Source organism: Arthrobacter sp. Cr_A7, assembly GCF_029222765.1.
Lineage (GTDB): Bacteria > Actinomycetota > Actinomycetes > Actinomycetales > Micrococcaceae > Arthrobacter.
Genome location: NZ_JARHXQ010000367.1, coordinates 1 through 22,743, shown reverse-complemented (window position 1 = coordinate 22,743; position 22,743 = coordinate 1). Strand labels below are relative to the sequence as shown.

Genomic DNA, 22,743 nt, shown 5'->3' with positions numbered 1-22,743 from the left:
AGGATTCGTGCAGAAGAGGAGCAGGACTAAGCGTGGAATTGAGCGAGGAAGACCTGGCCCTGATCCAGGTCCTGCAAACCTCTCCCAGGCTGGGCTGGGCCGACGCCGCAAAGGTCCTCGGCGTCCATGCCACCACGCTGGCGGCACGGTGGGAACGGCTGAAGTCCGGCGGCGCGGCCTGGGTGACCGCGCATCTGGCGGGTGATCCGCAACAGATGCTGCTCGCCTTTGTGGCCGTGGACTGCGACATGAACCTGCGGGACCGTGTCACTGCCCAGCTGGCCGCCATCCCGGAGATCATCACCGTGGAAGAGGCGGCGAGCAACCGGGACCTCATGCTGACCGTGATCACCAGGTCGCTGGAGGAGTTCAGCACGAAGGTGATTGCCCAGCTGAAAACCATCGAAGGGCTCACCAAGTACCAGACGGCACTGTGCACCCGGCTCCACACCAGCGCCGATGAGTGGCGGCTCAACATTTTGAGCCGGGCGCAGCTGGCGACCCTGCGGACGCTGGGTCAGCCGGGCACGTCGGACGGAAAACAGGCTGTGGCGGGGCAACTCCCCGAAAGCCACCTGGACCTGCTGCCGTTCCTGGCCCGGGACGGCAGGGCAACCGCGGCCGAGATCGCGCGGGATTTGGGGCGGCACCCGGCTACGGTGCAGCGGCAGCTCAACCGGGTGCTGGCCAGCGGAATTCTGTTGTTCCGGTGCGAAATTGCCCAGGGCTACTCTTCCTACCCGGTCACGTGCCAGTGGTTCGCCAACGTCCCCGCAGGCCGGCATGAGGAAGCGGCTGCTGCCATCCGCACCATCAGCAACGTCCGGCTGAGTGCCTCCACCACGGGGCCCACCAACTTCGTGATCATTATGTGGCTGCAGTCCCTCGCAGACGTGATGACGGCAGAACTCGCCCTGCAGCAAAAGGTCCCGGGCATGGAGCTGGTGGAGAGCGTGGTGATGCTGCGGACGGTCAAGCGAGTGGGCTGGATGCTGAACGGAGACACGACGGCGAGTGGCGCCGTCGTGGTTCAGACCGGCGCGCTCAACGCCGCGGACTGACGCTCAGGACGTCCGCAACCCTCCTGCTTCCGGTGCTGCCAGCAGGGCAAGGGAGGCCGCCACGGAGTGGTCCGGTTTTTCCGGTGGCTTGGCGTACGCCCGGAGGACCAGCAGGGACTTGCCGGCCAGTTTCACGGTGCCGTTGGCCTCGAGGAAACCTTGGTCCGCATGTTCACCCGCGGTGTCGATCAGTTGCTCCCAGGCGGGCGAGTACTCCGCACTGGGCAGGGTGAAGTCCACGGGGTCGTCGCCGGAATTGCAGAAGAGCAGGAAGTTGTGGTCGTGGATGACCCGGCCTCGGTGGTCCTTGCCCACTGCCTCACCGTTGTAGAACACTCCGAGGGCCCTGGCGAGGGGGTTGCCCCAGTCCTCGGGAACCATCTCGGACGCATCCGTGTTGAGCCAGACGATGTCCGGAAGGGGCTGCCCCAGGCTGCGCCGCACGGGCCTGCCCTGGAAAAACCTGTTGCGGCGGAAGGTTGGGTGCTCCCTGCGGAGGGTGGTGACGGCGGCGAGGAATTCCGTCAGGGGCTGGTCCGCGGTGTCCCAGTTGATCCAGGACAGCGGTGAGTCCTGGCAGTAGGCGTTGTTGTTTCCCTGCTGCGTGCGGCCGAGTTCGTCACCATGGAGCACCATGGGCACTCCCTGGGAGAGGAGGAGCGTGGCCAGCAGGTTGCGCTGCTGCCGTGCCCGCAGCGCCAGGATGCCCTGGTCCGTGGTGGGGCCTTCGGCGCCGCAGTTCCAGGAACGGTTGTGGGATTCGCCGTCGTTGTTGTTTTCGCCGTTGGCCTCGTTGTGCTTGGCGTTGTAGGAAACCAGGTCGCGCAGGGTGAAGCCGTCATGGGCAGTGACGAAGTTGATGGAGGCCACCGGCCGCCGGCCTGAACTTTCGTAGAGGTCCGAGGAGCCGGCAAGCCGGGACGCGAACTCGCCCAGGGTGGCGGGGGCGCCACGCCAGAAGTCGCGGACGGCGTCGCGGTACTTTCCGTTCCACTCCGTCCACAGCGGCGGGAAGTTGCCCACCTGGTAGCCGCCCGGGCCGACGTCCCAGGGCTCGGCAATCAGCTTCACCTGCGACACCACGGGGTCCTGCTGAACCAGGTCGAAGAAGCTCGACAGCCGGTCCACCTCATAAAACTCCCGTGCCAGTGCCGAGGCGAGGTCAAAGCGGAAACCGTCCACATGCATCTCCAGCACCCAGTACCGCAGCGAGTCCATCAGCAGCTGGAGGGCGTGCGGGTGCCGGACATTGATGGTGTTGCCGGTGCCCGTGTAGTCCAGGTAGTGCTGCTTGTCGTGGTCCACCAGCCGGTAATACGCCTCGTTGTCGATGCCCTTGAAGGACAGGGTGGGACCCAGGTGGTTCCCCTCGGCGGTGTGGTTGTAGACGACGTCGAGGATCACCTCGATGCCCGCGGCGTGCAGGGAGCGGACCATTGCCTTGAACTCCTGCACCTGCTGCCCCGGCCTGGTGCTCGAACTGTAGCTTTCGTGCGGGGCGAAGAAGCCGATGGTGTTGTAGCCCCAGTAGTTGCTGCGGCCTTTGTCCTGCAGCACGCTGTCCTGGACGAACTGGTGAACGGGCATCAGCTCGATGGCGGTGACGCCAAGTTTCTGCAGGTGCTCGATCACCGCCGGGTGCGCGATGCCCGCATAGGTGCCGCGTTCTTTTACCGGCACCTCCGGATGGGTCATGGTCAGGCCCTTGACGTGTGCCTCATATATCAAAGTGTCGTTGTAGGGGATTTTCGGCGGGCGGTCGTGCTGCCAGTCGAAGAAGGGGCTGATGACCACGGACCGCATGGTGCTGGATGCGGAGTCTTCAGCGTTGAAGGACGAAGGATCGCCGAAGTTGTAGGAGAACATGGGCTGGCCCCACGTAATGCCGCCGCTCAAGGCCTTCGCATAGGGGTCCATCAACAGTTTGTTCGGGTTGCAGCGGAGGCCCTCCGCCGGATTGTAGGGGCCGTCCACACGGTAGCCGTACAGCTGGCCCGGCAGGACATGGGGAAGGTAGCAGTGCCACACGAAGCCATCCACGGCTTCCAGCCGGATGCGCTGTTCAGTGCCGTCCTCGTCGAACAGGCAGAGGTGAACAGCGGTCGCGGCCTCGCTGAACAACGCGAAGTTCGTGCCGCTGCCGTCGTACGTCGCACCCAACGGATAGGGGTTCCCCGTCCAGACTTCCATGTCAGCCTCCATCCCCAAAGAGAACACCATCCAACCACAGGGGTGCGACATCTGTTGGGAGGGGCGGCTACTGAACCAAGCGCGAACGGCAATAGAGCCGGCGCAGCTGCCCGGTCCTGCCACCCAGGTCCTGTTCAAAGGGCGTTCTGTCGTACCCGTCCTGCAGACTGTCCGTATGACTTTTGCAAATGTGGGAAGCTTCGGAACCAAGCCCGGCCAGCGGGACGCCGTCGTATCCATCCTGCTCCGGCCCATGCCCGGGCTGAAGGAAGCCGGTTGCCTGCTCTACGAAGTGGGCATCAATGACGATGTGCCGGACACCGTTTTTGTGTGCGAGCTGTGGGAATCGCCGGAAGCGCATCGGGCTTCGCTGCAGCTGGACAGCGTGCGGGCAGCGATCGCCGAAGCCATGCCCCTGCTGTCCGGTGAGATGGGCGGCAACCAGTTCAGGGTGCTGGGATCGCCGCTCCGCTGACCTCCGCTCCCGGCTTTGGAACAGCCCTGTTGCCCGCGTGCGCCAGCGGCTAAGGTCGCGGGCAACGACTGGACACCGGTTAACGGGGTAAGGGGACACACATGAAGCCACTGCCTGCACTTGAGCTTGTTACCCGACTCGAAGACGCCGAATGGCTTGATCCGCTGGCCAAGAGCGTCCGGAAAGCCGTGAAGAAGGTGATCCGCCCGCGGTGGGCCCGGGACATCCTCCACGGCGTGCCCATCGGCCACCCCGTTCACCCGCTCGCCGTCCAGGTGCCCATTGGCGCCTGGATCTCGGCCGCAGTCCTGGACGCGCTTCCCGGCAATGAAAAAGCTGCCACCCTGTTGATCGGGGTGGGGACCGTGAGCGTTGTACCGTCTGCCGTGGCCGGATTTACCGACTGGTCCCAACTGCACCCGCAGCAGCAGAGGGTGGGACTGGTCCACGCGGGCGCCAACATCGCTGCAACAAGCCTCTACATTGCGTCGCTGGTGCAGCGCGCCCGCGGCAGCCAGGGCAGCGGGAAGGTGCTGGCGTATCTCGGGCTTGCCACAGTGAGCGCCAGCGGCTTCCTGGGTGGCCACCTCACCTACCGGCAGGCCGCTGGAGTGAACCACAGCGAGGAGATCCCGCACCGCTTCCCGTCCGGCTGGCACCCCCTCGCGCCGCTTGCGGAACTGCCCGATGGAACGCTCCACAAGCGCGATGTTGCCGGATTGCCGCTGCTCGTCTTCCGGGAGGGGGACACGCTCAACGTACTCTCCGACGTCTGCAGCCACCTCTCCGGGCCGCTGCACGAGGGCAAACTCAAACAGGGTGCACCCGAGGCCGGCAGTGATAGCGGTGAACCCTGTGTCGTCTGCCCCTGGCACCGGAGCACCTTCTCGCTGCGGACCGGTGAGGTGCAGGCCGGGCCGGCCACCTCGCGCCAGCCGCGCTTCGAAACCCGCATCACTGACGGGCTTGTGGAGGTCTGCCTGCCCGGCGCGGATTAGCTGTCGTCTACCCGGACCGTTCCAGCGAGGTGACCCACTCGCCCCGCCGCAGCACACCGGCAAGGTTCAGGTCCGCATCAACCACGACGACGTCGGCCGGCATTCCCGCGCGCAGGTCGCCTGCCTGCGAGGACAGTCCCAGGACCTCGGCGGGAACACCGCTGGCCGCCAGCACGGCATCCTGCAGCGGCACACCCGCAGCTACGGTGGTGCGGACAACATCCAGCAGTGTGGAGGTTCCACCGGCGATGGCACCCGTGCTGTCCACCCTGGCCACGCCCTGGTCCACCGTCACGGCCAGCGAACCCAGCCGGTACTGTCCGTCCTGCAGGCCGGTAGCGGCCATGGAATCCGTGACCAGGGCGATGTTTTCTGCGCCCACCAGGTCGAACACCAGCTTGACCGTCTCCGGAGCAAGATGGACACCGTCGGCAATCAGCTCCACCACGGCATTGCCGGCGCGGGCAGCACTAAGGCTGGCCGAGACCGGGCCGGGGGAACGGTGGTGCAGGCTGGGCATGGCGTTGAACAGATGGGTGACCGTCGGGCGGAGCCGCCCCGTAGGATTCGCCGGACCGGCGAGCCCGGCGGCCACATGCTGCAGGAAATCGGCGGCAGCGTTGTTGTCGGCGGCAGTATGCCCCAGCGAGGGGATGATCCCGCGGGCTGCGAGGAGGTCCGCCAGCCCGGACGCCCCGGGAAGTTCGGCCGCGAGAGTCATGGAGGCCAGGGAGACGCCGGCCGCGTCCAGCAGTTCGGCCACCAGGCGCGGATCCGGTTCAAGCAGCAACGCGGGATCGTGCGCGCCGCACTGCCCCGAAGCGAGGAAGGGGCCCTCCAAATGGGAACCGGCAATCAGGCCCTCATCTGCCACAGTCCGCAGCGCCGTGAGGTTCCGGACCAAGTCCTCAGGCGACCCGGTCACCAGGCTGGCCAGCAGTGAGGTGGTGCCCCGGCTGTGCAGGTAGCGCGCCGCGGACCGGGCACCGTCGACGGAACCCTCCGAGAAGTCCGAGCCGAGCGCGCCGTGGCAGTGCAGGTCCACCAGGCCGGGCAACAGAATCCGGTCAGCTGAATCAGGGGAACCTTGCCCCGCAAAGCCGGACGCCGGACCCGCGTAGGTGATGCGGCCGCCGTCGACCGCTACAACACCATCGGCCACGTCCATGCTTCCGGTGACCACGCGGCCACGGAGTACCAGTTGGTTACCCATCGCTAGCGGCCTCCCGTTGTCAGTGCTGCCGCCATCCGGGCTGCAAGGGCGGGGTCTGCGGCAGCCGTCCGGTCCGCACCGGAGATGCCGAGGCGAGGCCGCGCGGACGTGTGCACGGCATGGACGCCGGTCTCGAGAAGCGACGGTACCAGCTCAAGCGTCACCCCGCCGCCGGCCATGATCTGGACCGCCGGCGCGTGCGTCCGTCCCAGCTCCACCAGCCGGCCCAGCATGCTGAGGCCGGCCGCACAGTCCGGGCTGCCGCCGCTGGTGAGCACCCGGTCCACACCTGCTGTTTCCAACCGGGCCAGTGCATCCGCAGGGTCGAATCCAAGAGCAAGCGCGGCATCGAACGCGCGGTGGAACGTGACCTCTGCGGAGGGCTTGTACCGGCGTGCCACCTCGGCTATCCGGCGGATCGCCGGAGCGTCCGGGCCGCCGTCAGCTGCGAGTACGCCCACCACCACCCCTGCGGCGCCGGCATCCATTGACGCAGCCACGTCACGCTCGATGACCTCCAGTTCCTCCCGCGTATAGCTGAAGTTGCCCGGGCGCGACCGTACCAGGACGTGGACGGGAAGGCCCGCACGGCACGCCTGCTCCACCGTGCCGATGCTGGGGGTGATGCCCTCCGTCTCGGCAAGGGCTGCGCAGAGTTCCACCCGGGCAGCGCCGACGGCGGCAGCCAGCCGTACGCCGTCGGCATTTTCCACGGCAAGTTCAAGCTGCGGCGGGCCGATGACAGTAAGGGGTGCGCCGCGTCCCATGATCAGAGCCCCTGCCACGCCGGCTTCCGGCCGAAAGTGTCCGTGTAGTAGTCCCGGTGCGCCAGCCGGGAAGCCGCCGCCTCGTCCACCAGCACCGAGACGTGCGGGTGCAGCTGGAGCGCCGAAGCTGGGCAAAGGGCTGCAACAGGGCCTTCGACGGCGGCCGCGATGGCTTCCGCTTTTGCCTCCCCCGTGGCCAGCAGCAGCAGGTGCCGGGCTTCGCGGATGGTGCCCAGCCCCTGCGTCAGGACGTGGTCGGGGACGTCCGCCGGGTCACCAAAGAAGCGCGCGTTGTCCTGCCGCGTCTGGCGGGTGAGCGTCTTGATCCGGGTGCGTGAGCCGAGCGAGGACATGGGCTCGTTGAAGCCCACGTGCCCGTCGGTCCCGATGCCCAGGATCTGGATGTCCACCCCTCCCGCCGCTGAAATACGGGCCTCGTACTGCTCCGCCTCGGATTCGGGGTCCGCCGCCATCCCGTCCAGGCCGTGCACTGCGTCCGCACCAAAGTCCACGCTGGCCGTGAACTCGTCCCGGATCACGGAGTGGTAGGACTGCGGGTGTGCGCTGGGCAGCCCCACATATTCATCGAGGAGGAACGCCTGCGCTTGCGCGAAGCTCAGGCCGCCGGTCCGGTGCCGTTTGATGAGTTCCTGGTAGGTGCCCAAGGGCGTGGACCCGGTGGCCAGTCCAAGGACGGACGGGCCGCTGCGGACCTGCTCTTCGATGGCGTCTGACGCCGTGCGGGCGACGTCGGCCGGGGTGGGAAGGATGATGATTTCCATGCGGTGAAGCTGCTTTCGGTTGCAGGTGCAGTAGGGGGAGGAGCGGAGCGCCGTTACTTGGCGGCGTCCGTATCCACGCTGACTTCGTCGTCCTCACGGCCGGGCGTCCGCAGGTTCCAGCGTTTGATGACGATGGAGAAGAGGAAGTAGTAGATCACCGCATAGCCCAGTCCGATGGGGATGAGCAGCCAGCCGTTCTCTGATTTTCCGAAGTTGAGGACGAAGTCGATCAGCCCCGCGGAGAAGGTGAAGCCGTGATGGATGTCCAGGGCATTGACCAGTGCCATGGAGGTGCCGGTGAGGACTGCGTGGACGATGTAAAGCGGGAAGGCGACGAACATGAAGGAGTACTCCAGCGGTTCGGTGATGCCGGTGAAGAACGCGGTGAGGGCGGTGGAGAGCATGATGCCGCCCACGATCTTCTTCTGTGAGGGCTTGGCGTGGCGCCAGATGGCAAGGGCCGCTGCGGGCAGGCCGAACATCATGATGGGGAAGAAGCCGGTCATGAAGATGCCCGCGCTGGGGTCGCCGGCGAAGAAGCGGTTGAGGTCGCCGCGGACCAGCTGGCCGGATGCGTCGGTGTAGTCGCCGATGAGGAACCAGACGGCGGAGTTGAGGATGTGGTGCAGGCCTGCGGGGATGAGCATGCGGTTGGCGAAACCGTAGACGCCGCCACCGGCCACGGCGTTGCCCGCGACGGCTTCACCCACTGCCGAGAGGCCGGCGTTGAAGAGCGGGTAGAACAGGGCAAGGACGACGCCGGCAACCAGGCTGGTGACGGACGTCAGGATGGGCACCAGGCGGCGGCCGCTGAAGAAGCCCAGGAAGTCCGGCAGTTTGGTGCGGTAGAAGCGCTGCCAGAGCATGGCGGACAACAGGCCCACCACAATGCCGGCCAGGACGCCGTAGTTGATCATCGCGGGCTTGCCGGCGGGGTCAAGCTGACCGGCCAGGACCAGCGGGGACATGGCCTTGAAGACGCCGTCGATCACCATATATCCCACCACTGCTGCCAATGCAGTGGAACCGTCGGCCTTCTTGGCCCAGCCGATGGCGATGCCGACGGCGAAGATGAGCGGCAGCCAGGTGAACACTGCATTGCCTGCCGCGGAGATGACGGCTGCGCCGCCTTCGAAGCCCGGTATCGCGCCCAGCAGGTCGGCCTGGCCGATGCGCAGCAGGATGCCGGCTGCGGGGAGGACGGCGATGGGCAGCATCAGGCAGCGGCCCAGACGCTGGAGGGTTGCGAAGGCCCTGTTCGGCTTCTTCTCTGGAGCCAGGGCGGCGGTCTCGGATGTTGACATGGTTACACCTCTGCGGGGATCGGATGGGGGGCTTGTGGAGAAACGGTTCCAGCCGGTACTGTCTGGTTATGACCAGTTCAGTGTGATTCATCCCACGAGCGCCTGTCAAGGGAGAAGATCTTCCGGGCAGCCGCTGACAGTTCCGATGAACCGGCACATAATTGGTCGCACTTGGGCCGCCGGTCCTGGTGCTGAAGCAGTGCTCCCCGGGGCACCGTCAGAAAGGGCAGCCATGTCCAAAGCAGAAAAGATCATTGAGGGCCTGGGCGGAGCCGCCAACATCGTGGAGGTCGAGGCCTGCATTACCCGTCTCCGCACCGAGGTCAAGGACGGGTCGCTGGTCAACGAATCCACCCTGAAGGCCGCCGGAGCCCACGGCGTCCTTGCGGCCGGCACCGCAGTGCAGGTCATTGTGGGCCCGGAGGCGGACAACCTGGCCGAAGACATCGAGGACCTGCTCTGATGCCGGAAACGCTGGTTGTCCACGCGCCCATCAGCGGCAGCGTGGTTCCCTTGTCCGACGTCCCGGATCCCGTTTTCGCGGGCCAGATGGTGGGTTCCGGCGCGGCCGTCGAGCCGCCGGCAGGCGAGGCGTTCGACGTCGTGTCCCCGGTTGCCGGAAAAGTGGTCAAGCTCCTGCCGCACGCCTTTGTGGTGGTGGAGCCAGCCGGGCGGGGAGTGCTCACCCACGTGGGCATCGACACCGTCAAGCTCAAAGGCGAAGGCTTCAAGCTGCTGATCGCCCAGGGCGACACCGTCGCCGCCGGCGAGCCCGTGATGCACGTGGACCCCACCGCCGCACTGGCGGCCGGCTACTCGATGGTGAGTCCCGTCGTCGTCCTCGATACCAAGCCGGACACCGCAACGCTGGAGGCAACCGGCGCGGTGTCCGCCGGTGCCCGCCTGTTCTCGCTGGACTGACGCCTGCTCCGGGCAGGCGGGGAGGGCCTAGAGCCGGACTTCCATGTTCAGCGAGTAGCGGTCCGAGCGGTACCAGGAGCGGGAATGTTCAATGGCCAGGGACCCTGAGTAGGAAACCCGGTCGAACGCCAGTACCGGTGCGCCCGTCCCGGTTCCGAGGAGCGCCCCCACGTCGGCGGGGGCGCCCTCGGACCGAACGCTTTGCCGCGCCCGGTCGATCTGGTGGCCGAACTGCGCCGCCAGGGCCTTGTACACCGAGCCGGTCAGGTCAATGTCCAGCAGGCCACGGGCGTGCTCCGGGTTGTACCAGGCGTCATCCACGCTGACCGGCCGGCCGTCGGCCAGGCGCAGCCGCTTCAGGTGGATGGCCTCGGAGCCCGGCAGCAGGCTGAGCGCTTCGGCGGTGTCCTCCGGGGCCGTGCCGGTTTCCGCCACCAGCACCACCGTGCTGGGAACGTGCCCCATGGACTCCATTTCCTGGGTGAATGAGGCCAGGTGCAGCGTGGACTGCACCGGCGAGTCCGCCACGAACGTGCCCTTCGCCGGAACCCGGACCAGGTGCCCCTCGTTGACCAGGCGTCCGATGGCGGCCCGTACTGTGATGCGGCTGACGCCGTAGGAATCCATGAGGGTCCGCTCGCTGGGGAGTCTGGCGCCCGGCTCCAGTTCTTCCTTGGCGAGCTTGAGGATGATCAGCCGCAGCTGTTCGTGCTTGGGAACCTGCGAGTTGTTGATGGCCGCGCCGGCCGCCCCGGCGGTGCTCCTTGATGTGGCGGACAAAGCGGGCCCCTCCTGATCCTGGAGCGGTCCGGTGAGGACCACTTCTTCGGATTATTCCACAGGAGGGGCCGCAGTGGCTTTGCTTGGCCGCTACAGGCCGGGCGGGAGAGGTCAGGCGACCAGCTCGGCGTCCCGGTCCAGAGCTGTGCGCCGGGCGGCCTTGGTGCGGAGGGCCAGCATCAGCACCGCGCCCAGCACGGCCGGTGCGGCAAAGGCCATGGCGGCCGCGGGCACTCCACCGCCGAAGCTCACCAGCAGTGCGCCGTACGTGGGCCCGGCGATGGCACCGATGCGTCCCACCGCCAGCGCCCAGCCCAGCCCGGTGGCGCGCGTGGCCGCAGGGTAGAACTGGGCGATGTAGTCGTTGATCATGTTTTGCGTGCCCAGCCCGCCAAAGCCTGCGACGGCGGCGAGCACCGTCATCACCGCGGCGGGCGGGTTGACGGACATCAGGAGCAGGGCGGCGGCGGCACTGGCGAAACCAACGATCACCAGCGGCCGGGGTCCGAATTTCTGGCTGGCAACCGAGGCCAGGACGGTGCCCACCACGGCGCCCACCGAGTAGGCCAGCAGGAAAGACACGGAGGAGCCGACGCCGAAGCCTGCCGTCCGCATGATCTGCGGGAGCCAGGTGCTGACGCCGAAGATGGTGAGCAGGCTCAGTACCGTGATGGCCCACAGCAGGAGGGTGGTGCGGGCGGTGCCCTGGGCAAACAGTGCACGGGTGGGGGAGATGCGGACGGCGGCTGCCGGGACGTCGGCCGTGCGGGGCAGGCCATACAGGGCTTCAATACGGTCTGCCTCCGCGGTGCGGAGCTGGGTCCGCAGGAACGACGGCGACTCCGGCAGCAGGAACCAGGCGAACGGAACCAGCAGCAGGCCGCCCGCGCCGATGGCGTAGACCGGGCGGAAGCCGCTCGATTCCAGCAGGGTCAGCGAGGTCAGGGAGGCCACTACTGTGCCTGTCGCCGGCCCGGTGAGGACGGCGCCCAGGACCAGGGACTTCTTCCCCGGAGGGGCGAACTCGTTAGTGAGCGCCACCGCCGTCGGAAGCAGACCGCCCACGCCGAAGCAGGCGATGAAGCGGAATACCGCAAACAACTCCCAGGTGGGGGCCGCTGCGCATGCCAGCATGGCCAGCGAAAACAGGGCCAGGGCGCTGACGAAGATCCGCCGCCGGCCCAGCCGGTCCGTCAGGGTTCCGACGATGAGGGAGCCGAGCAGCATTCCCACCAGCGCGATGGACCCTACGGCGCCCGCGGCGGCAGGCGTGGCGTTGAACGGCGGCTGGCCGATCAGGCCGGGAAGGGTGGCGCCGTAGACGTAGAGGTCATAACCGTCGGCGAGCAGGCCAAGCCAGCACAAGACAAAAATTCCGAGCAGGGATTTCCTGGGGGCATTGGAGTTCATCGTTGATTCCAATCGGGGGAGGGGCGGCAACAGGATCGCCGGCGGGACGTCCATCAGCCTGTCCCCGAACCCAAGCTTCCGAAATCGTACTTTTCACTCAGTGAAAAGTCACTTTGTGGCGGGGGCCACAAACGGAAGGCTTGGTGGAGAACATCAAGGGCGTGGAGGCATTGTGGCGGGAGCAGGCAGGGTGGCCGGAGTGGTTCCCCAAGGTGCCGGCCAGCCAGTGGTGGTCCGGGCGCTCAGCCTGCTGGGGCAGTTCACGGAACAGCGCCGTGCACTCAACCTGTCCGAGCTGTCCCGCCTTGCCGGCCTCGCCCCGGCCACCACCCTTCGCCTGGCCAGGCACCTCACGGAGTGGGGCGCCCTGGAAAAGTTGGAGGACGGGCGCTATGTGGTGGGTGTCCGGCTCTGGGAGATCGCGTCGCTCTCGCCCCGCGGCCACGGTGTGCGGCAGATAGCGCTGCCGTACCTTGAGGACCTGTACGAGGTGACCCGCCACCATGTGCTCCTCGCCGTCCGCGAAGGCAGCGACGCGGTACTCATCGACAGGCTCTCGTCCCGGACCGCAACCGAGGTGGCCTACCGCGTAGGAGGCCGGCTCCCTCTGCGGACAACCGCCGTCGGGCAGGTGCTGCTTGCCCATGCCGGACCGGAACTGCAGGCCGAGGTGTTCGCGCAGCCTGGGGATGCCGAGCCCGGGTCCGGAAGCCTGCCGGCCAAGGAGCTGCGCGCGGCGCTCGCCGGAGTCAAGCACTCCGGTGCCGCCGTGGTCCGCAGGACCCATCCCTCCCGCACCGTATCCGTAGCGGCGCCCATCCACGGAGCGGACGGCGACGTTGTCGCGGCGCTGTCCATCGTGGTTCCGGATGCGGCCACACCGGCCCATGAACTGGTGCCCCTGGTAAGGGCTGCTGCCCGGGCCATCTCCAGGAACCTGGGGCACCAGGCGAAGGCCAGCGGCGCGTGGCGGCATCCGCCGTCCACCCCGTCCGCCGTCAGCGGCACCCCCTGACCTGCACCCCTTCTACCGGGACCCCCTGATGCGGACACGGCCCTAAAGTTATCGCTCCGTGACGTGCCGATCCGGCCCGAACCCTTTAGGCTGGAAACACTAAGCATGCTTTCTATCTCGAAAGGGTTGTCCTCATGCGAAAAGCTCCAGCACTCGGACTGATGACTGCTGCAATGCTGGCCCTGGCCGGCTGCACGGGAGGCGGCGGCGGTTCCGCCAGCCCCAGCCCCACGCCGACGCCGACGTCCTCCGCTACGGAAGATGCAAAGGTGTACACCGAGGATGAGCTTCGCAACCTCATCTCCGGCAAGACTGACGCGGACGGCAACGAGCTCAAGCTCTACTCCAAGGAGCAGGTGGACCAAGGCGGGAACCTCGCCAACCTGCTCCTGAGTACGGCCACCGTGGATCCCGAGGACTGCAAGGACATTGCCACCGCAGGCCTGCTGGACACCGTGGAAAACGGCGAGGTGGCCGTCGCGATTTCCGAAGGCAACTCGCCCCGCACCCTCTCCGCCCAGTCCGGCAGCGAAGGGCCTGACGCAGAGCAGGTCCTCACCGACATCAAGGGCAAAATGAGCCAGTGCGCCACCTTCACGGTGCAGGCGCTGGGCCAGAGCTACGAAGTGTCCAGCGAGGAACTGCAGGCGGACACCGATGCGGAGGAGACGTTCGCGACGCTCAGCACCCGCAGCGGGGAGAACCAGCAGAAGCTGATGCAGGTCTCCGCGGCTGAGGACAGGCTGCTGGTAGTGGCCACCAAGAGCGGCGCGGACCTGGGTGACGCAGACAAGAAGGAACTCGAGGACCTCATCAATGAGGTGCTTGAACAGGCCGACGACGGCGGCGCGACGTCCAGCCCGACGTCGACGTCCACGTCGCGTTCCACGGGCACTGCCTCGCCTGACGAGTCACCGTCACCAACAGTGACGGTCACCGAGACGGTTGACAGCGAAACGCCGACGGCATCGCCGACGGCCTCGCAGTAGCAGGGCAAACCAGAAACGGTGGGCGGAACCTGTTGGTCCCGCCCATCTTTCACTTCGTGGCTGCTTTCTTTGCCGGAGCCGGGATGCGGCCCGCGACGTCCCTGACAACGGACTCAAGGCGGTCAGCCAGATCCAAAGCCGGAAGGGTGGCATCCACCTTGACGAAGCCTTCGTATTCCGGCAGCCCCGCGTAGGCATCCCGGAAGGCGGTGAGGTCCTCCAGGGTCTCGGCGTCTGTTCCACGGGCAACAATCCGCCGGTGCGCCTCACGCGGGTCCACGTCCAGGTGGATGACGGCATCCGGGTGTGGCAGCACGGCCAGGAGCCACGGCAGAAAGCGGCCGCGGGGTAGGCCTTTGGTGGCGCGGAGGGCCAGCTGGCAGTAGAGGTGGCGGTCCATGACCACCAACCCGTCGAAACGGCCGGCCCGCATATGGGAGACCAGGACATTCCAGACGCGGAAGATGGTTTCGATGCCGTCAGCCAGGCGGTCCGGCAGCCGGATCCCCCACTTTGCGGCGAGGACCGACATGCTGCGCCGGCCCGCATGGTTGTTCAGCAGCAGTACCTTGCCGCCCTTGGCTTGAACGTCGGACACCAGGGCACGGGCCGCCGTGGACTTGCCGGAACCGTCGATTCCGGTAAGAACAATAATCACGTGGCCTCCTTCCGCCATGGGGTTAAACGCCGGGGACGCCGCGGAAGTCCCGGTTGAGTCGCAATTCACAGGTAAGGGGTCGGTTTTCACAGGTTACGCCGGACAATTCACAGGTTCGGCCCTGCTGCCTGCCCGAACCCGCGTGTGCAGCCGTAGGCTGGAAACCGGTGCCGGGCTTCGGTCCGGCCCCGGCAGCCAGTTTTCCCACGGTGAAAGGCAGGACCATGACCGCTTCCAACGACGAACCCCAGAACACCGCGGACCTTCGGGGGCCCGGCGATCCTGACGAAGCCAAGGGTGCTCAGGATGCGGTAACGGAGGCCCCGCAGAGCGGGCAGCACCCCGAGCTTCCCCACGCGTCCAACATCCGCGAGGAGCAGCAGGCGCACGCGGCCGGCACCGTACCGGCGTCGTACGTGGGAAGCGGCGACCCTGGCCAGGACGACAAGCCCGAGGAAGCGCTCGAGGAGCCGGGAACCTGGGACGACGAGGTCTGACATGATCACCCGCGCCGACGTGGACCGGGCCGCGCGCCGGACCGCCGGCCTCACCCGGCTCACCCCCGTGATGGAGGCTGACCGGGACGCGCTTCCCGGCCCCGTCTGGTTCAAGTGCGAGTTTATGCAGCACACCGGGACGTTCAAGGCCCGTGGGGCCCTCAACCGGATCCTGGCCAGCAAGGAACGCGGCGAACTGCGCCCGGAGGTGGGCGTGGTGGTGGCCTCCGGCGGAAATGCCGGGCTCGCCAATGCCTTCGCGGCCGCGCAGCTCGGCGTGCCTGCCACTGTGTTTGTTCCTGCCGCCGCGCCGGAGGTCAAGGTCCGGAAGCTGAAGGCCATCGGCGCCACGGTGGTGCAGGGCGGCACGGAATACGCCGTCGCGTACCAGGCGGCCATTGCGCACGCCAAGGAAACTGGCGCGGTCTACTGCCACGCCTACGACCAGCCGGAAATCGCGGCCGGCGCAGGAACGGTGGGATCCGAACTGCTGGACCAGGTGCCCGGCGTGGAGACCGTCCTGGTGGCCGTGGGCGGCGGCGGACTCATGGCAGGGATCGCCGCTGCCGTGGAGGGCTATGCCAAGGTGGTGGCGGTGGAACCCGCAACGGCTCCCACGCTGCACGTGGCGCTGTCCGCCGGAAAACCGGTGGACGTGCCGGTCTCCGGAGTGGCTGCGGACTCTTTGGGCGCCCGCAGCATCGGTGACATCGGCTTCTCCGTGGCGGTCCGCACCGGCGTCGAAAGCGTCCTGGTGTCCGACGACGACATCATTGCCGCCCGTGCGGCCCTCTGGGACGGCTACCGGATGGTGGTGGAGCACGGTGCCGCGGCCGCGTACGCCGCGCTGGCGTCCGGCGCCTATACGCCGCGCCCCGATGAGCGCGTGGCCGTCATCCTGTGCGGCGCCAATACGGACCCGGCCACCCTGTAATCCAGGCGGCCGGGTCCGGTCAGCTGGGCAATACTTAGCTGCAGAACTGGCTGTACGTGCTGCCGGCCTGCTCGTAGCCTGCCTGGAGTTCGGCGAGCTTGGCCTCGTCCGGCGTCTCCTTGGCCTGCTCGTCCGTGTATTCGAGGATGGACTCCAGCGCGGGCTTGAGATCGTCCGATGCCACGGCGTGGATGGGGCGGATCTGGTTGGCGAGGCGGTTCATGCCTGTCTTGCCGGCGTTGTTGGCGGGGTTCGACACAACGGACTGGATCCGCTCGCAGGTTTCAGCGGTGGACAGTTGGTTGGAGGCGGAGCAGGCCGTGGCGGAGACAACGAGGCCGGCGGCGAACAGGGCTGTGGCGAATTTCTTCATGGGTCCCTCAGTAGTCGATTGAGGTTTCGATTGTAAGCAGAAGGGGGGCTTTGATGCCTTGGCGGGCCTATCCGGCAGTCTTAAACTGGCAGCACCATCGTGCGGAGCTGCCGCAGATCGGCCCCGCGCATCCGCCCAATCAAGGAAGCATCATGCGCCGAAACGTACAGCGCCGTACCGCCCTCGGATTCATCGCTCTTCTAGCTTTGCTGTTGCCCACCGCACTGCCGGCAACAGCCTCACCGCCGTCCCGGGACGACGTCATTGTGCTCGACGGCGCCACCTCCGCCGAAGGCATCGCGGCCGGCGAGGGAACAACTTTTTACGCCGGGGAGCTAATGAGCGGCGATATTTTCCGCGGCGACATTGGCGACAGGAAGGCCAAGCGCTTCATTGACGTACCGGATGGCAGGATGGCCGTCGGCATGAAGGCGGACACCAGGAACGATCTTCTGTTTGTGGCCGGTGGTATGACGGGCAAGGCGTTCGTCTACAACACCGAAACCAAGGCAACGGTCGCCGAGCTCACCCTGTCCACAAAGGAAGGGGCGTTCATCAATGATGTGACGCTCACGGACGACGGCGCCTGGTTCACCAACTCCAAGTACAACGAGTTGTACCTGGTCAAGGTCAGCCGCTGGGGTGAGGTACGCAAGAATGTCAGGACGCTGACTGTGCTGGGCGAGGCAGGAGCTGCCCTGGCGCGTGAAGACTTCGGCATGAACGGCATTGCGTCGGCCAGGGACGGCCGGGTGCTGATCGTCGCCCACAGCAAGAACCAGGCCCTCTACACAGTGCATTCAAGGAGCGGGGAAAGCAACAGGATCAAGGGACCGAACCTCCAGTTCGTGGACGGGATCCTGGTGAAGCGCCACACGGTATGGGCAGTCCAGAACATGTCCAACCAGATCAGCCGGCTGGAGCTCGCCGATGACCTGTCCTCGTTCACGGTCAAGGACGTCATCACCAGCAAGCACTTCGACGTCCCCACAACTGTTGCCAGGTTTGGGGACACCCTGGCCGCGGTCAATGCCCAGTTCGGCCGGCCGGCCAGCCCGCATGAGGTGGTCCTGGTCCCGGCCTGGGGCTAGATCCAACATAAACCGGCTGCCAGCAGACGCGCGTTCGCGGGGCTGCTGGCAGCCGGTTTCCGTGTCCGGATACAGCGCTAGACGGTCCGCTGGGCCTTGGCCAGGTTGTCCTTGAGCTCCTGGGCGTTTTGCCGCACCACATAGGCCGGGCGGTCGCGCTCCACCCGCCAGCTGTCCTCCAGCAGGCCAATGTTCACCGTATCGAAGCCGAACTCGTCGTACAGCCGGGTCACCAGTTCGGCGGCTTCCGGGTAGTCGCTGGCTGTTGCCAGGGCACGCCGGTCCTCGCTTCCGGTAGGAGTTCCGTCCGTGGTGATGTCGGAAGCCATGATGTGGTTGAAACCCTTGGCCACCTTGGACTCCGGCAGGTGTTCCTGCAGCAGCCCGGACGTGGTGGCCTCGCCGTTGTCCAGGGCGGGGATCCGGCCGTCCCGCTCCCAGTAGTAGTTGTTGGTGTCGATCACGATTTTGCCGGCCAGCGGCTCCACCGGAATGTCCTTGTAGTTCTTGAGCGGGACGGTGACCACGGCGAACTCGCCGGCCGCTGCTGCCTCTGCGGGAGTGGCGGCACGGGCCTTGGCGCCGAGCTCGGCCACCAGGTCTGCCAGTGTCTCCGGCCCGCGGGAGTTGCTGATGACGACGTCGTAGCCCAGTTCCACCGCCTTCCGGGCAACTTGGCTTCCAATATGTCCTGCACCGATGATTCCGATTGTTGTCATGTGGGCGGCAACCACGGCCCCTCCGAAGATATTTCTGGCCGTTTCGGGGAATAAAGGCGCGGCCCGGCAGCTACTTTCCCAGGTAGCGGCCGGGGCGGTGGTTCAGGGCGACGATGAGGTTCAAAAGGGTGGCGCCGGCCGCGGACAGCAAAACCATCAGCGGTGGCACCAGTGCCAGGGCGGCCAGCACGATGGCCACGTCCAGCACCATCTGCACATACCCGGCACGCCACTTCAGTTTGTCCTGCAGCAGCAGGGCCAAAATATTGAACCCGCCCAGGCTGGACTTGTGCCGGAAGATGATCAGCAGTCCGACGCCGGCCAGCAGGTTTCCGCCCAGCACCCCATACACGGGATCGATGTCCAGCGCGCCGAGCGCCGCCGGATGCATGCTGGCCATGACGGAGACCAGGGCAACGGAGGCCCCGGTCCGCAGCGCAAAGTTCCAGCCCTTCTTCCACACCGCCAGGCCGAAGAACGGCAGGTTCACCGCCATGAAGATGACGCCGAAGGGCAACGGAATGGTGTAGCTGAGCAGCAGGGCCAGGCCGGCGGTCCCGCCGGTGACGGCTTCACTGGATTTGAGCAGGTACAGGCCCAGCGACGCAGCGAACGTGCCGGTGAGGATGCCGAGGACGTCCTCAGCCAGGGAATGGCGGACGGCCGACGGCGGTGCGGCGTGTGCCGCCGTCGTCCCTTCTTCCGGCGTGGCCGGGACAGCGGTGGTTACGGTCGAGGTGCTCACTGGGCGGCAAACCGCCCGCGGTCCGAAAGGACGGCGAGCACCCGGTCATTCGTTTCCCTGTCCGCCAGGGTGATCCGGACGCCGTCGCCCGCGTAGCCGCGGGCCAGGATGTCTGCCGCGGTAAGGGCGTCCAGCAGCTGCCCCCGCAGCTCGTCGGAGGCGCGCAGCCAGTAGAAGTTGGCCTGGCTGTCCGGGACGTTCCAGCCGAAGCCGCGGAGCGCTGCGATGACGCGGGTGCGTTCCTCGGCCACCGCGCTGGTGCGGGCCAGAATCTCGTCACCGGCCGCCAGCGATGCGACGGCGGCGGCTGCTGCCATCCGGTTGACGCCGAAGGGGATGGCGGTGCGGCGGAGGCCGTCGGCCACGGAAGGCCGGGCAATGGCATAGCCGATCCGCAGGCCGGCGAGTCCGTAGGCCTTCGAGAAGGTCCGCAGGATGCACAGGTTGGGATACCGCCGGTAGAACTCCAGGGAGTCCAGACCGGGGCCGCGCTGGTATTCGATGTAGGCCTCGTCCAGGACCACCAGGACCTGCGGCGGGACGGACCGCAGGAATTCCTCGAGCGCATCCGCTTCCATGGACACGCCCGTGGGGTTGTTGGGGGAGCAGAGGATCACCAGCCGGGTGCGGTCCGTGATGGCGGCGGCCATGGCGGCAAGGTCGTGCTGCTCGTTGTCCAGCAGCGGTACGGGGACGGGCGCTGCGCCGGCCACCGTGACCAGGATGGGGTAGGCCTCGAAGGACCGCCACGCAAAAACAACCTCGTCGCCGTGGTCACAGACCGCGGAGATGATCTGCTGCAGAACACCCGAGCTGCCCGGCCCCGCCGCAATTTCGTCGGCGGACACCGCGTGGTGGCGGGCAATCGCTTCGCGGGCATCCACCGCACCCATGCTGGGGTAGCGGTGCATCCGGGCAGCCTCTGCCGAGATGACGTCGACGACGGACGGCAGGGGAGCGAAATGGCTCTCGTTCGAGGCGAGGGCAGCGGTCAGTGCCGACTCTGCGCTCTTGCCGGCAACATACGCGGGAAGGCTGGCGACGGCGGCGCGGAGTCCGGGCGCTGCCGCTTCGGGGAGGGTGCTGGTCATACAGGCATCGTGTGACACGGCGTGGAGTCTGCGCAACACAGCCGTTCCCGGCAGGACAGATCCGGGCTTCCGGATGGACTGAGGTGGCAAAATGCTCAGTATGCACCTTGTTGATGCTCTTGATGCCGAGATCCTCCTCACACTTGACCGGGATCCGCAGGCCACGGTCCTGTCCCTGTCGCGGACACTCGGCGTGGCACGCAACACCGTCCATGCCCGGCTCCGGCGGCTGGTCAGCGACGGCAGCCTGGCTCCGTTCAGCCAGCGGGTCCGCACCGAGGCGCTGGGGCTCCCGCTGATCGCGTTCATTTCGATTTCGATCAGCCAGTCCTCAAGTGACGAGGCGGTGGCGGCGCTGCGCACCATCCCGGAAATCATCGAGATGCATGCCACCACGGGCGACGCCGACCTGCTCGCGAAGGTGGCCGCGAAGGACCCGGCCGACCTGCACAGGGTCACCAACAGCATGCTGGCGATTGCCGGCGTCGTCCGCACCAGCACGGCCATGTCGCTGGTGGAAGTGATGCCCACCCGGACCCTGCCGCTGCTGCAGGCGGCGGCAGCGAAGGCACAGTAAATAGAACAAATTCTCCCATTTAGTACCGGAAAGTCCTTGACCCCGCACAAGGGCCGCTGATAAACCTAAAGGGCAGAAAGCGTTTTCCACGCACCTGGAACTCCACCGGCAGATTGACCTTGGAGTGCTCTGGGTAACGCAGTGAAACGTTCCAAACTGTCGTGCGGCAGACTCAGCTGCCGCCGCATCAAAGGAGATGTTCTTTGCCTTATCCCTCGAAATGCTCCCTTCAATCCCGGGCCGGCAGGGCCTGGAAAGCCGCACCCCTTGCCGCTGCCGCCTCCCTGACCGTGGCGGCGCTCGCCTTCACCGGTGTTCCCCTGGCCCAGGCAAACCCCAGCCTTCCGGCTGCCTCCGGCAAGGCCGACCTCAAGCGCCAGGTGGAGAACCTGGACCGGGCGCCGGTAGCCGTGATGACGGACCGGGGTGTCTCCCTGGGCTGGCGGATGCTGGGCCTGGACCAGGACAGCGTCGGGTTCCACGTGATCCGCGACGGAGTCCAGCTCACCGAAGAGCCCATCCGCAACACCACAACGTACGTTGACCCGGCAGGAACCGCAGCCTCGAAGTACGTCATCAAGACCGTGGGCAACGGCAACGGGCAGGACAAGCTCAGTCCCGAATTCACGCCCCTGGCGCAGAACTACCTGTCCATCACGCTGGACAAGCCGGCCGACGGCGTCAGCAAGGATGGAAAACCGTACACCTACACCGCCAACGACGCCACCACAGCAGACCTGGACGGCGACGGCAGCTACGAGATCATCCAGCTCTGGAACCCGTCCAACGCGCAGGACAACTCGAAGTCCGGCTACACGGGCAACGTCTACGTTGACGCCTACAAAATGGACGGCACGAAGCTCTGGCGCATCGACCTCGGGCACAACATCCGCGCCGGCGCCCACTACACGCAGCTGCTGGCCTACGACTTCGACGGCGACGGCAAGGCCGAGGTCTCCTTCAAAACCGCGGACGGCACCAAGGACGCTGCGGGCACCGTCATCGGCGACGGTGCGGCGGACCACCGCAACAACGGCGGCTACATCCTGTCCGGCCCCGAGTACCTCACCGTTTTCAACGGCGCCACCGGAACCATCATGGACACCGTTCCCTACGATCCGCCGCGCGGCACCGTGTCCGCCTGGGGCGACGGCTACGGCAACCGCGTGGACCGCTTCCTCGCAGCCGTGGCCTACCTCGACGGCGAGAAGCCCTCCCTGATGTTCAGCCGCGGCTACTACACCCGCACCGTCCTGGTCACCTACGACCTGGTGGACGGCAAGCTGGTCAAGCGCTGGACATTCGACTCCGACGCCGCAGGCGGCGAGTACAAAGGCCAGGGCAACCACAACCTCTCCGTGGCGGACGTGGACCAGGACGGCAAGGACGAGTTCGTTTTCGGTTCCATGACCATCGACGACAACGGCGCCCCGCTCTACAACACGAAGCTGGGCCACGGCGACGCCATCCACACCAGCGACCTGGATCCCTCCCGGCCCGGCCTGGAGACCTTCGCCGTGCACGAAAGCATGAGCCAGAGCGGCAACCGCGGCGCCACCTTCCGCGATTCCGCCACCGGCGAGGTGCTCTGGAGCATCCCGGCCACCCGCGACACCGGCCGCGGCGCCGCAGGGGACATCGATCCCCGCCACGCCGGCGCCGAAGGCTGGGCCGTGGGCGGCGACGCCGCCTGGAACTCCCCGGTGGGCCAGCTGCGTTCGGCCAAGGGTGAGCTCATTGCCAATAAGATTCCTGCCGCCAACTTCCTGGCCTGGTGGGACGGGGACCTGCTCCGCGAAATTGTGGACCACGACTTCGACGCCGTTGCCGGTGTGGGAGTCCCCACCGTTTCCAAGTGGAACTGGGAAACCGAGTCCAGCGACAGGCTGCTGACTGCCACCGGCGCCCGCACCAATAACCACACCAAGGGCAACCCGTCGCTCCAGGCGGACCTGCTGGGTGACTGGCGTGAGGAACTGGCCTTCCCGTCATCGGACAGCACGGAACTGCGGATCTACACCAGCACCTCACCCGCCGAGGTCAGGCTCCGCACCCTCATGAATGATCCGGTGTACCGCACCGCCGTGGCCCGGGAGAACGTGGCGTACAACCAGCCGCCGCACCCGAGCTTCTTCATCGGCGAGGGCATGGAA

General features: G+C 66.7%; 24 protein-coding genes. 12 read left to right on the top strand and 12 right to left on the bottom strand.

Going from position 1 to position 22,743, the window contains the following annotated elements:
• The first annotated feature begins 32 nt into the window (after positions 1 to 32).
• Positions 33 to 1,061 (top strand): Lrp/AsnC family transcriptional regulator, encoded by a 1,029-nt coding sequence (locus P2Q66_RS21625; RefSeq protein WP_275731438.1) that lies wholly within the window; start codon positions 33 to 35, stop codon positions 1,059 to 1,061.
• Positions 1,062 to 1,064: 3 nt separating this feature from the next.
• Here the strand turns inward: P2Q66_RS21625 and glgX are convergent, their stop codons facing one another.
• Positions 1,065 to 3,251 carry a glycogen debranching protein GlgX gene (gene glgX / locus P2Q66_RS21620; protein ID WP_275731436.1) on the bottom strand — a complete coding sequence of 729 codons (2,187 nt, stop codon included), beginning with the start codon at positions 3,249 to 3,251 and terminating at the stop codon, positions 1,065 to 1,067.
• Between the two features lie 175 nt (positions 3,252 to 3,426).
• On the opposite strand from glgX, the gene P2Q66_RS21615 reads away from it, so the two are divergent.
• On the top strand, positions 3,427 to 3,726 hold the full coding sequence (locus tag P2Q66_RS21615) for a putative quinol monooxygenase (RefSeq protein ID WP_275731434.1): 300 nt from the start codon (positions 3,427 to 3,429) through the stop codon (positions 3,724 to 3,726).
• A 101-nt stretch (positions 3,727 to 3,827) separates the two neighbouring features.
• Positions 3,828 to 4,724, top strand: a complete 897-nt coding sequence (locus P2Q66_RS21610) for a Rieske 2Fe-2S domain-containing protein (RefSeq protein ID WP_275731432.1) — start codon at positions 3,828 to 3,830, stop codon at positions 4,722 to 4,724.
• Between the two features lie 7 nt (positions 4,725 to 4,731).
• On the opposite strand, the gene P2Q66_RS21605 is transcribed toward P2Q66_RS21610, so the two are convergent.
• From P2Q66_RS21605 to P2Q66_RS21590, 4 genes are read right to left on the bottom strand one after another with little or no spacing between them, the layout of a single operon-like run.
• Entirely contained in the window at positions 4,732 to 5,937 is a 1,206-nt protein-coding gene (locus P2Q66_RS21605; RefSeq protein WP_275731431.1) for an amidohydrolase family protein, read from the bottom strand.
• A 2-nt stretch (positions 5,938 to 5,939) separates the two neighbouring features.
• Positions 5,940 to 6,704: a copper homeostasis protein CutC gene (locus P2Q66_RS21600; RefSeq protein ID WP_275731429.1), complete on the bottom strand. Its 765-nt coding sequence runs from the start codon at positions 6,702 to 6,704 to the stop codon at positions 5,940 to 5,942.
• Between the two features lie 2 nt (positions 6,705 to 6,706).
• Entirely contained in the window at positions 6,707 to 7,486 is a 780-nt protein-coding gene (nagB, locus tag P2Q66_RS21595) for a glucosamine-6-phosphate deaminase (RefSeq protein WP_275731428.1), read from the bottom strand.
• A gap of 53 nt (positions 7,487 to 7,539) precedes the next feature.
• Entirely contained in the window at positions 7,540 to 8,790 is a 1,251-nt protein-coding gene (locus tag P2Q66_RS21590) for a PTS transporter subunit EIIC (RefSeq protein WP_079595210.1), read from the bottom strand.
• A 232-nt stretch (positions 8,791 to 9,022) separates the two neighbouring features.
• On the opposite strand from P2Q66_RS21590, the gene P2Q66_RS21585 reads away from it, so the two are divergent.
• Together P2Q66_RS21585 and P2Q66_RS21580 are read left to right on the top strand one after the other, a co-directional pair.
• Positions 9,023 to 9,253: a PTS glucose/sucrose transporter subunit IIB gene (locus P2Q66_RS21585; RefSeq protein WP_275731427.1), complete on the top strand. Its 231-nt coding sequence runs from the start codon at positions 9,023 to 9,025 to the stop codon at positions 9,251 to 9,253.
• The gene (locus P2Q66_RS21580) at positions 9,253 to 9,711 is read left to right on the top strand and encodes a glucose PTS transporter subunit IIA (RefSeq protein ID WP_275731424.1); all 459 of its coding nucleotides are present in this window, start codon (positions 9,253 to 9,255) and stop codon (positions 9,709 to 9,711) included. Before P2Q66_RS21585 ends, P2Q66_RS21580 begins: the two co-directional genes overlap by 1 nt.
• A gap of 27 nt (positions 9,712 to 9,738) precedes the next feature.
• Here the strand turns inward: P2Q66_RS21580 and P2Q66_RS21575 are convergent, their stop codons facing one another.
• Entirely contained in the window at positions 9,739 to 10,491 is a 753-nt protein-coding gene (locus tag P2Q66_RS21575; RefSeq protein ID WP_079595858.1) for a GntR family transcriptional regulator, read from the bottom strand.
• 111 nt (positions 10,492 to 10,602) lie between these two features.
• Positions 10,603 to 11,901 (bottom strand): MFS transporter, encoded by a 1,299-nt coding sequence (locus P2Q66_RS21570; RefSeq protein ID WP_275731422.1) that lies wholly within the window; start codon positions 11,899 to 11,901, stop codon positions 10,603 to 10,605.
• A gap of 172 nt (positions 11,902 to 12,073) precedes the next feature.
• Here P2Q66_RS21570 and P2Q66_RS21565 point away from each other — a divergent pair, with 172 nt between their 5' ends.
• Entirely contained in the window at positions 12,074 to 12,916 is an 843-nt protein-coding gene (locus P2Q66_RS21565; RefSeq protein ID WP_275731421.1) for an IclR family transcriptional regulator, read from the top strand.
• Positions 12,917 to 13,077: 161 nt separating this feature from the next.
• Complete coding sequence (locus P2Q66_RS21560; RefSeq protein ID WP_275731419.1) at positions 13,078 to 13,905, top strand: hypothetical protein; 828 nt, start codon at positions 13,078 to 13,080, stop codon at positions 13,903 to 13,905.
• A 49-nt stretch (positions 13,906 to 13,954) separates the two neighbouring features.
• On the opposite strand, the gene P2Q66_RS21555 is transcribed toward P2Q66_RS21560, so the two are convergent.
• Positions 13,955 to 14,563, bottom strand: a complete 609-nt coding sequence (locus P2Q66_RS21555) for a thymidylate kinase (protein WP_275731416.1) — start codon at positions 14,561 to 14,563, stop codon at positions 13,955 to 13,957.
• 224 nt (positions 14,564 to 14,787) lie between these two features.
• On the opposite strand from P2Q66_RS21555, the gene P2Q66_RS21550 reads away from it, so the two are divergent.
• Positions 14,788 to 15,060 carry a hypothetical protein gene (locus P2Q66_RS21550; RefSeq protein WP_079595856.1) on the top strand — a complete coding sequence of 91 codons (273 nt, stop codon included), beginning with the start codon at positions 14,788 to 14,790 and terminating at the stop codon, positions 15,058 to 15,060.
• Between the two features lies 1 nt (position 15,061).
• Complete coding sequence (locus P2Q66_RS21545; RefSeq protein WP_275731414.1) at positions 15,062 to 15,994, top strand: threonine/serine dehydratase; 933 nt, start codon at positions 15,062 to 15,064, stop codon at positions 15,992 to 15,994.
• A 34-nt stretch (positions 15,995 to 16,028) separates the two neighbouring features.
• On the opposite strand, the gene P2Q66_RS21540 is transcribed toward P2Q66_RS21545, so the two are convergent.
• The gene (locus P2Q66_RS21540; RefSeq protein ID WP_079595203.1) at positions 16,029 to 16,367 is read right to left on the bottom strand and encodes a hypothetical protein; all 339 of its coding nucleotides are present in this window, start codon (positions 16,365 to 16,367) and stop codon (positions 16,029 to 16,031) included.
• Positions 16,368 to 16,519: 152 nt separating this feature from the next.
• On the opposite strand from P2Q66_RS21540, the gene P2Q66_RS21535 reads away from it, so the two are divergent.
• Positions 16,520 to 17,458: a hypothetical protein gene (locus P2Q66_RS21535; protein ID WP_275731411.1), complete on the top strand. Its 939-nt coding sequence runs from the start codon at positions 16,520 to 16,522 to the stop codon at positions 17,456 to 17,458.
• Positions 17,459 to 17,535: 77 nt separating this feature from the next.
• Here P2Q66_RS21535 and P2Q66_RS21530 read toward each other — a convergent pair whose 3' ends face one another.
• The 3 genes from P2Q66_RS21530 to hisC form a co-directional block, all read right to left on the bottom strand.
• A complete protein-coding gene (locus P2Q66_RS21530) occupies positions 17,536 to 18,177 on the bottom strand; it encodes an NAD(P)-binding domain-containing protein (RefSeq protein ID WP_275731408.1) in 642 nt (213 codons plus the stop codon).
• Positions 18,178 to 18,247: 70 nt separating this feature from the next.
• Entirely contained in the window at positions 18,248 to 18,922 is a 675-nt protein-coding gene (locus P2Q66_RS21525) for a YitT family protein (RefSeq protein ID WP_275731405.1), read from the bottom strand.
• Positions 18,919 to 20,013, bottom strand: a complete 1,095-nt coding sequence (hisC, locus tag P2Q66_RS21520; RefSeq protein ID WP_275731403.1) for a histidinol-phosphate transaminase — start codon at positions 20,011 to 20,013, stop codon at positions 18,919 to 18,921. Before hisC ends, P2Q66_RS21525 begins: the two co-directional genes overlap by 4 nt.
• Positions 20,014 to 20,104: 91 nt before the next feature.
• Between hisC and P2Q66_RS21515 the strand changes: the two genes are divergently transcribed.
• Positions 20,105 to 20,590 carry an Lrp/AsnC family transcriptional regulator gene (locus tag P2Q66_RS21515; protein ID WP_275731401.1) on the top strand — a complete coding sequence of 162 codons (486 nt, stop codon included), beginning with the start codon at positions 20,105 to 20,107 and terminating at the stop codon, positions 20,588 to 20,590.
• A gap of 203 nt (positions 20,591 to 20,793) precedes the next feature.
• Positions 20,794 to 22,743, top strand: a 1,950-nt coding sequence (locus tag P2Q66_RS21510) for a rhamnogalacturonan lyase (protein ID WP_275731400.1), incomplete at its 3' end; no start/stop codon positions are given.

Bases quoted from the DNA above. Each gene is read 5' to 3' on its own strand.
- glgX (WP_275731436.1), bottom strand. From the start codon at position 3,251: ATGGAAGTCTGGACGGGGAACCCCTATCCGTTGGGTGCGACGTACGAC.
- P2Q66_RS21615 (WP_275731434.1), top strand. From the start codon at position 3,427: ATGACTTTTGCAAATGTGGGAAGCTTCGGAACCAAGCCCGGCCAGCGG.
- P2Q66_RS21610 (WP_275731432.1), top strand. From the start codon at position 3,828: ATGAAGCCACTGCCTGCACTTGAGCTTGTTACCCGACTCGAAGACGCC.
- P2Q66_RS21605 (WP_275731431.1), bottom strand. From the start codon at position 5,937: ATGGGTAACCAACTGGTACTCCGTGGCCGCGTGGTCACCGGAAGCATG.
- P2Q66_RS21600 (WP_275731429.1), bottom strand. From the start codon at position 6,704: ATGGGACGCGGCGCACCCCTTACTGTCATCGGCCCGCCGCAGCTTGAA.
- nagB (WP_275731428.1), bottom strand. From the start codon at position 7,486: ATGGAAATCATCATCCTTCCCACCCCGGCCGACGTCGCCCGCACGGCG.
- P2Q66_RS21590 (WP_079595210.1), bottom strand. From the start codon at position 8,790: ATGTCAACATCCGAGACCGCCGCCCTGGCTCCAGAGAAGAAGCCGAAC.
- P2Q66_RS21585 (WP_275731427.1), top strand. From the start codon at position 9,023: ATGTCCAAAGCAGAAAAGATCATTGAGGGCCTGGGCGGAGCCGCCAAC.
- P2Q66_RS21580 (WP_275731424.1), top strand. From the start codon at position 9,253: ATGCCGGAAACGCTGGTTGTCCACGCGCCCATCAGCGGCAGCGTGGTT.
- P2Q66_RS21570 (WP_275731422.1), bottom strand. From the start codon at position 11,901: ATGAACTCCAATGCCCCCAGGAAATCCCTGCTCGGAATTTTTGTCTTG.
- P2Q66_RS21560 (WP_275731419.1), top strand. From the start codon at position 13,078: ATGACTGCTGCAATGCTGGCCCTGGCCGGCTGCACGGGAGGCGGCGGC.
- P2Q66_RS21550 (WP_079595856.1), top strand. From the start codon at position 14,788: ATGACCGCTTCCAACGACGAACCCCAGAACACCGCGGACCTTCGGGGG.
- P2Q66_RS21545 (WP_275731414.1), top strand. From the start codon at position 15,062: ATGATCACCCGCGCCGACGTGGACCGGGCCGCGCGCCGGACCGCCGGC.
- P2Q66_RS21540 (WP_079595203.1), bottom strand. From the start codon at position 16,367: ATGAAGAAATTCGCCACAGCCCTGTTCGCCGCCGGCCTCGTTGTCTCC.
- P2Q66_RS21535 (WP_275731411.1), top strand. From the start codon at position 16,520: ATGCGCCGAAACGTACAGCGCCGTACCGCCCTCGGATTCATCGCTCTT.
- P2Q66_RS21530 (WP_275731408.1), bottom strand. From the start codon at position 18,177: ATGACAACAATCGGAATCATCGGTGCAGGACATATTGGAAGCCAAGTT.
- hisC (WP_275731403.1), bottom strand. From the start codon at position 20,013: ATGACCAGCACCCTCCCCGAAGCGGCAGCGCCCGGACTCCGCGCCGCC.
- P2Q66_RS21515 (WP_275731401.1), top strand. From the start codon at position 20,105: ATGCTCAGTATGCACCTTGTTGATGCTCTTGATGCCGAGATCCTCCTC.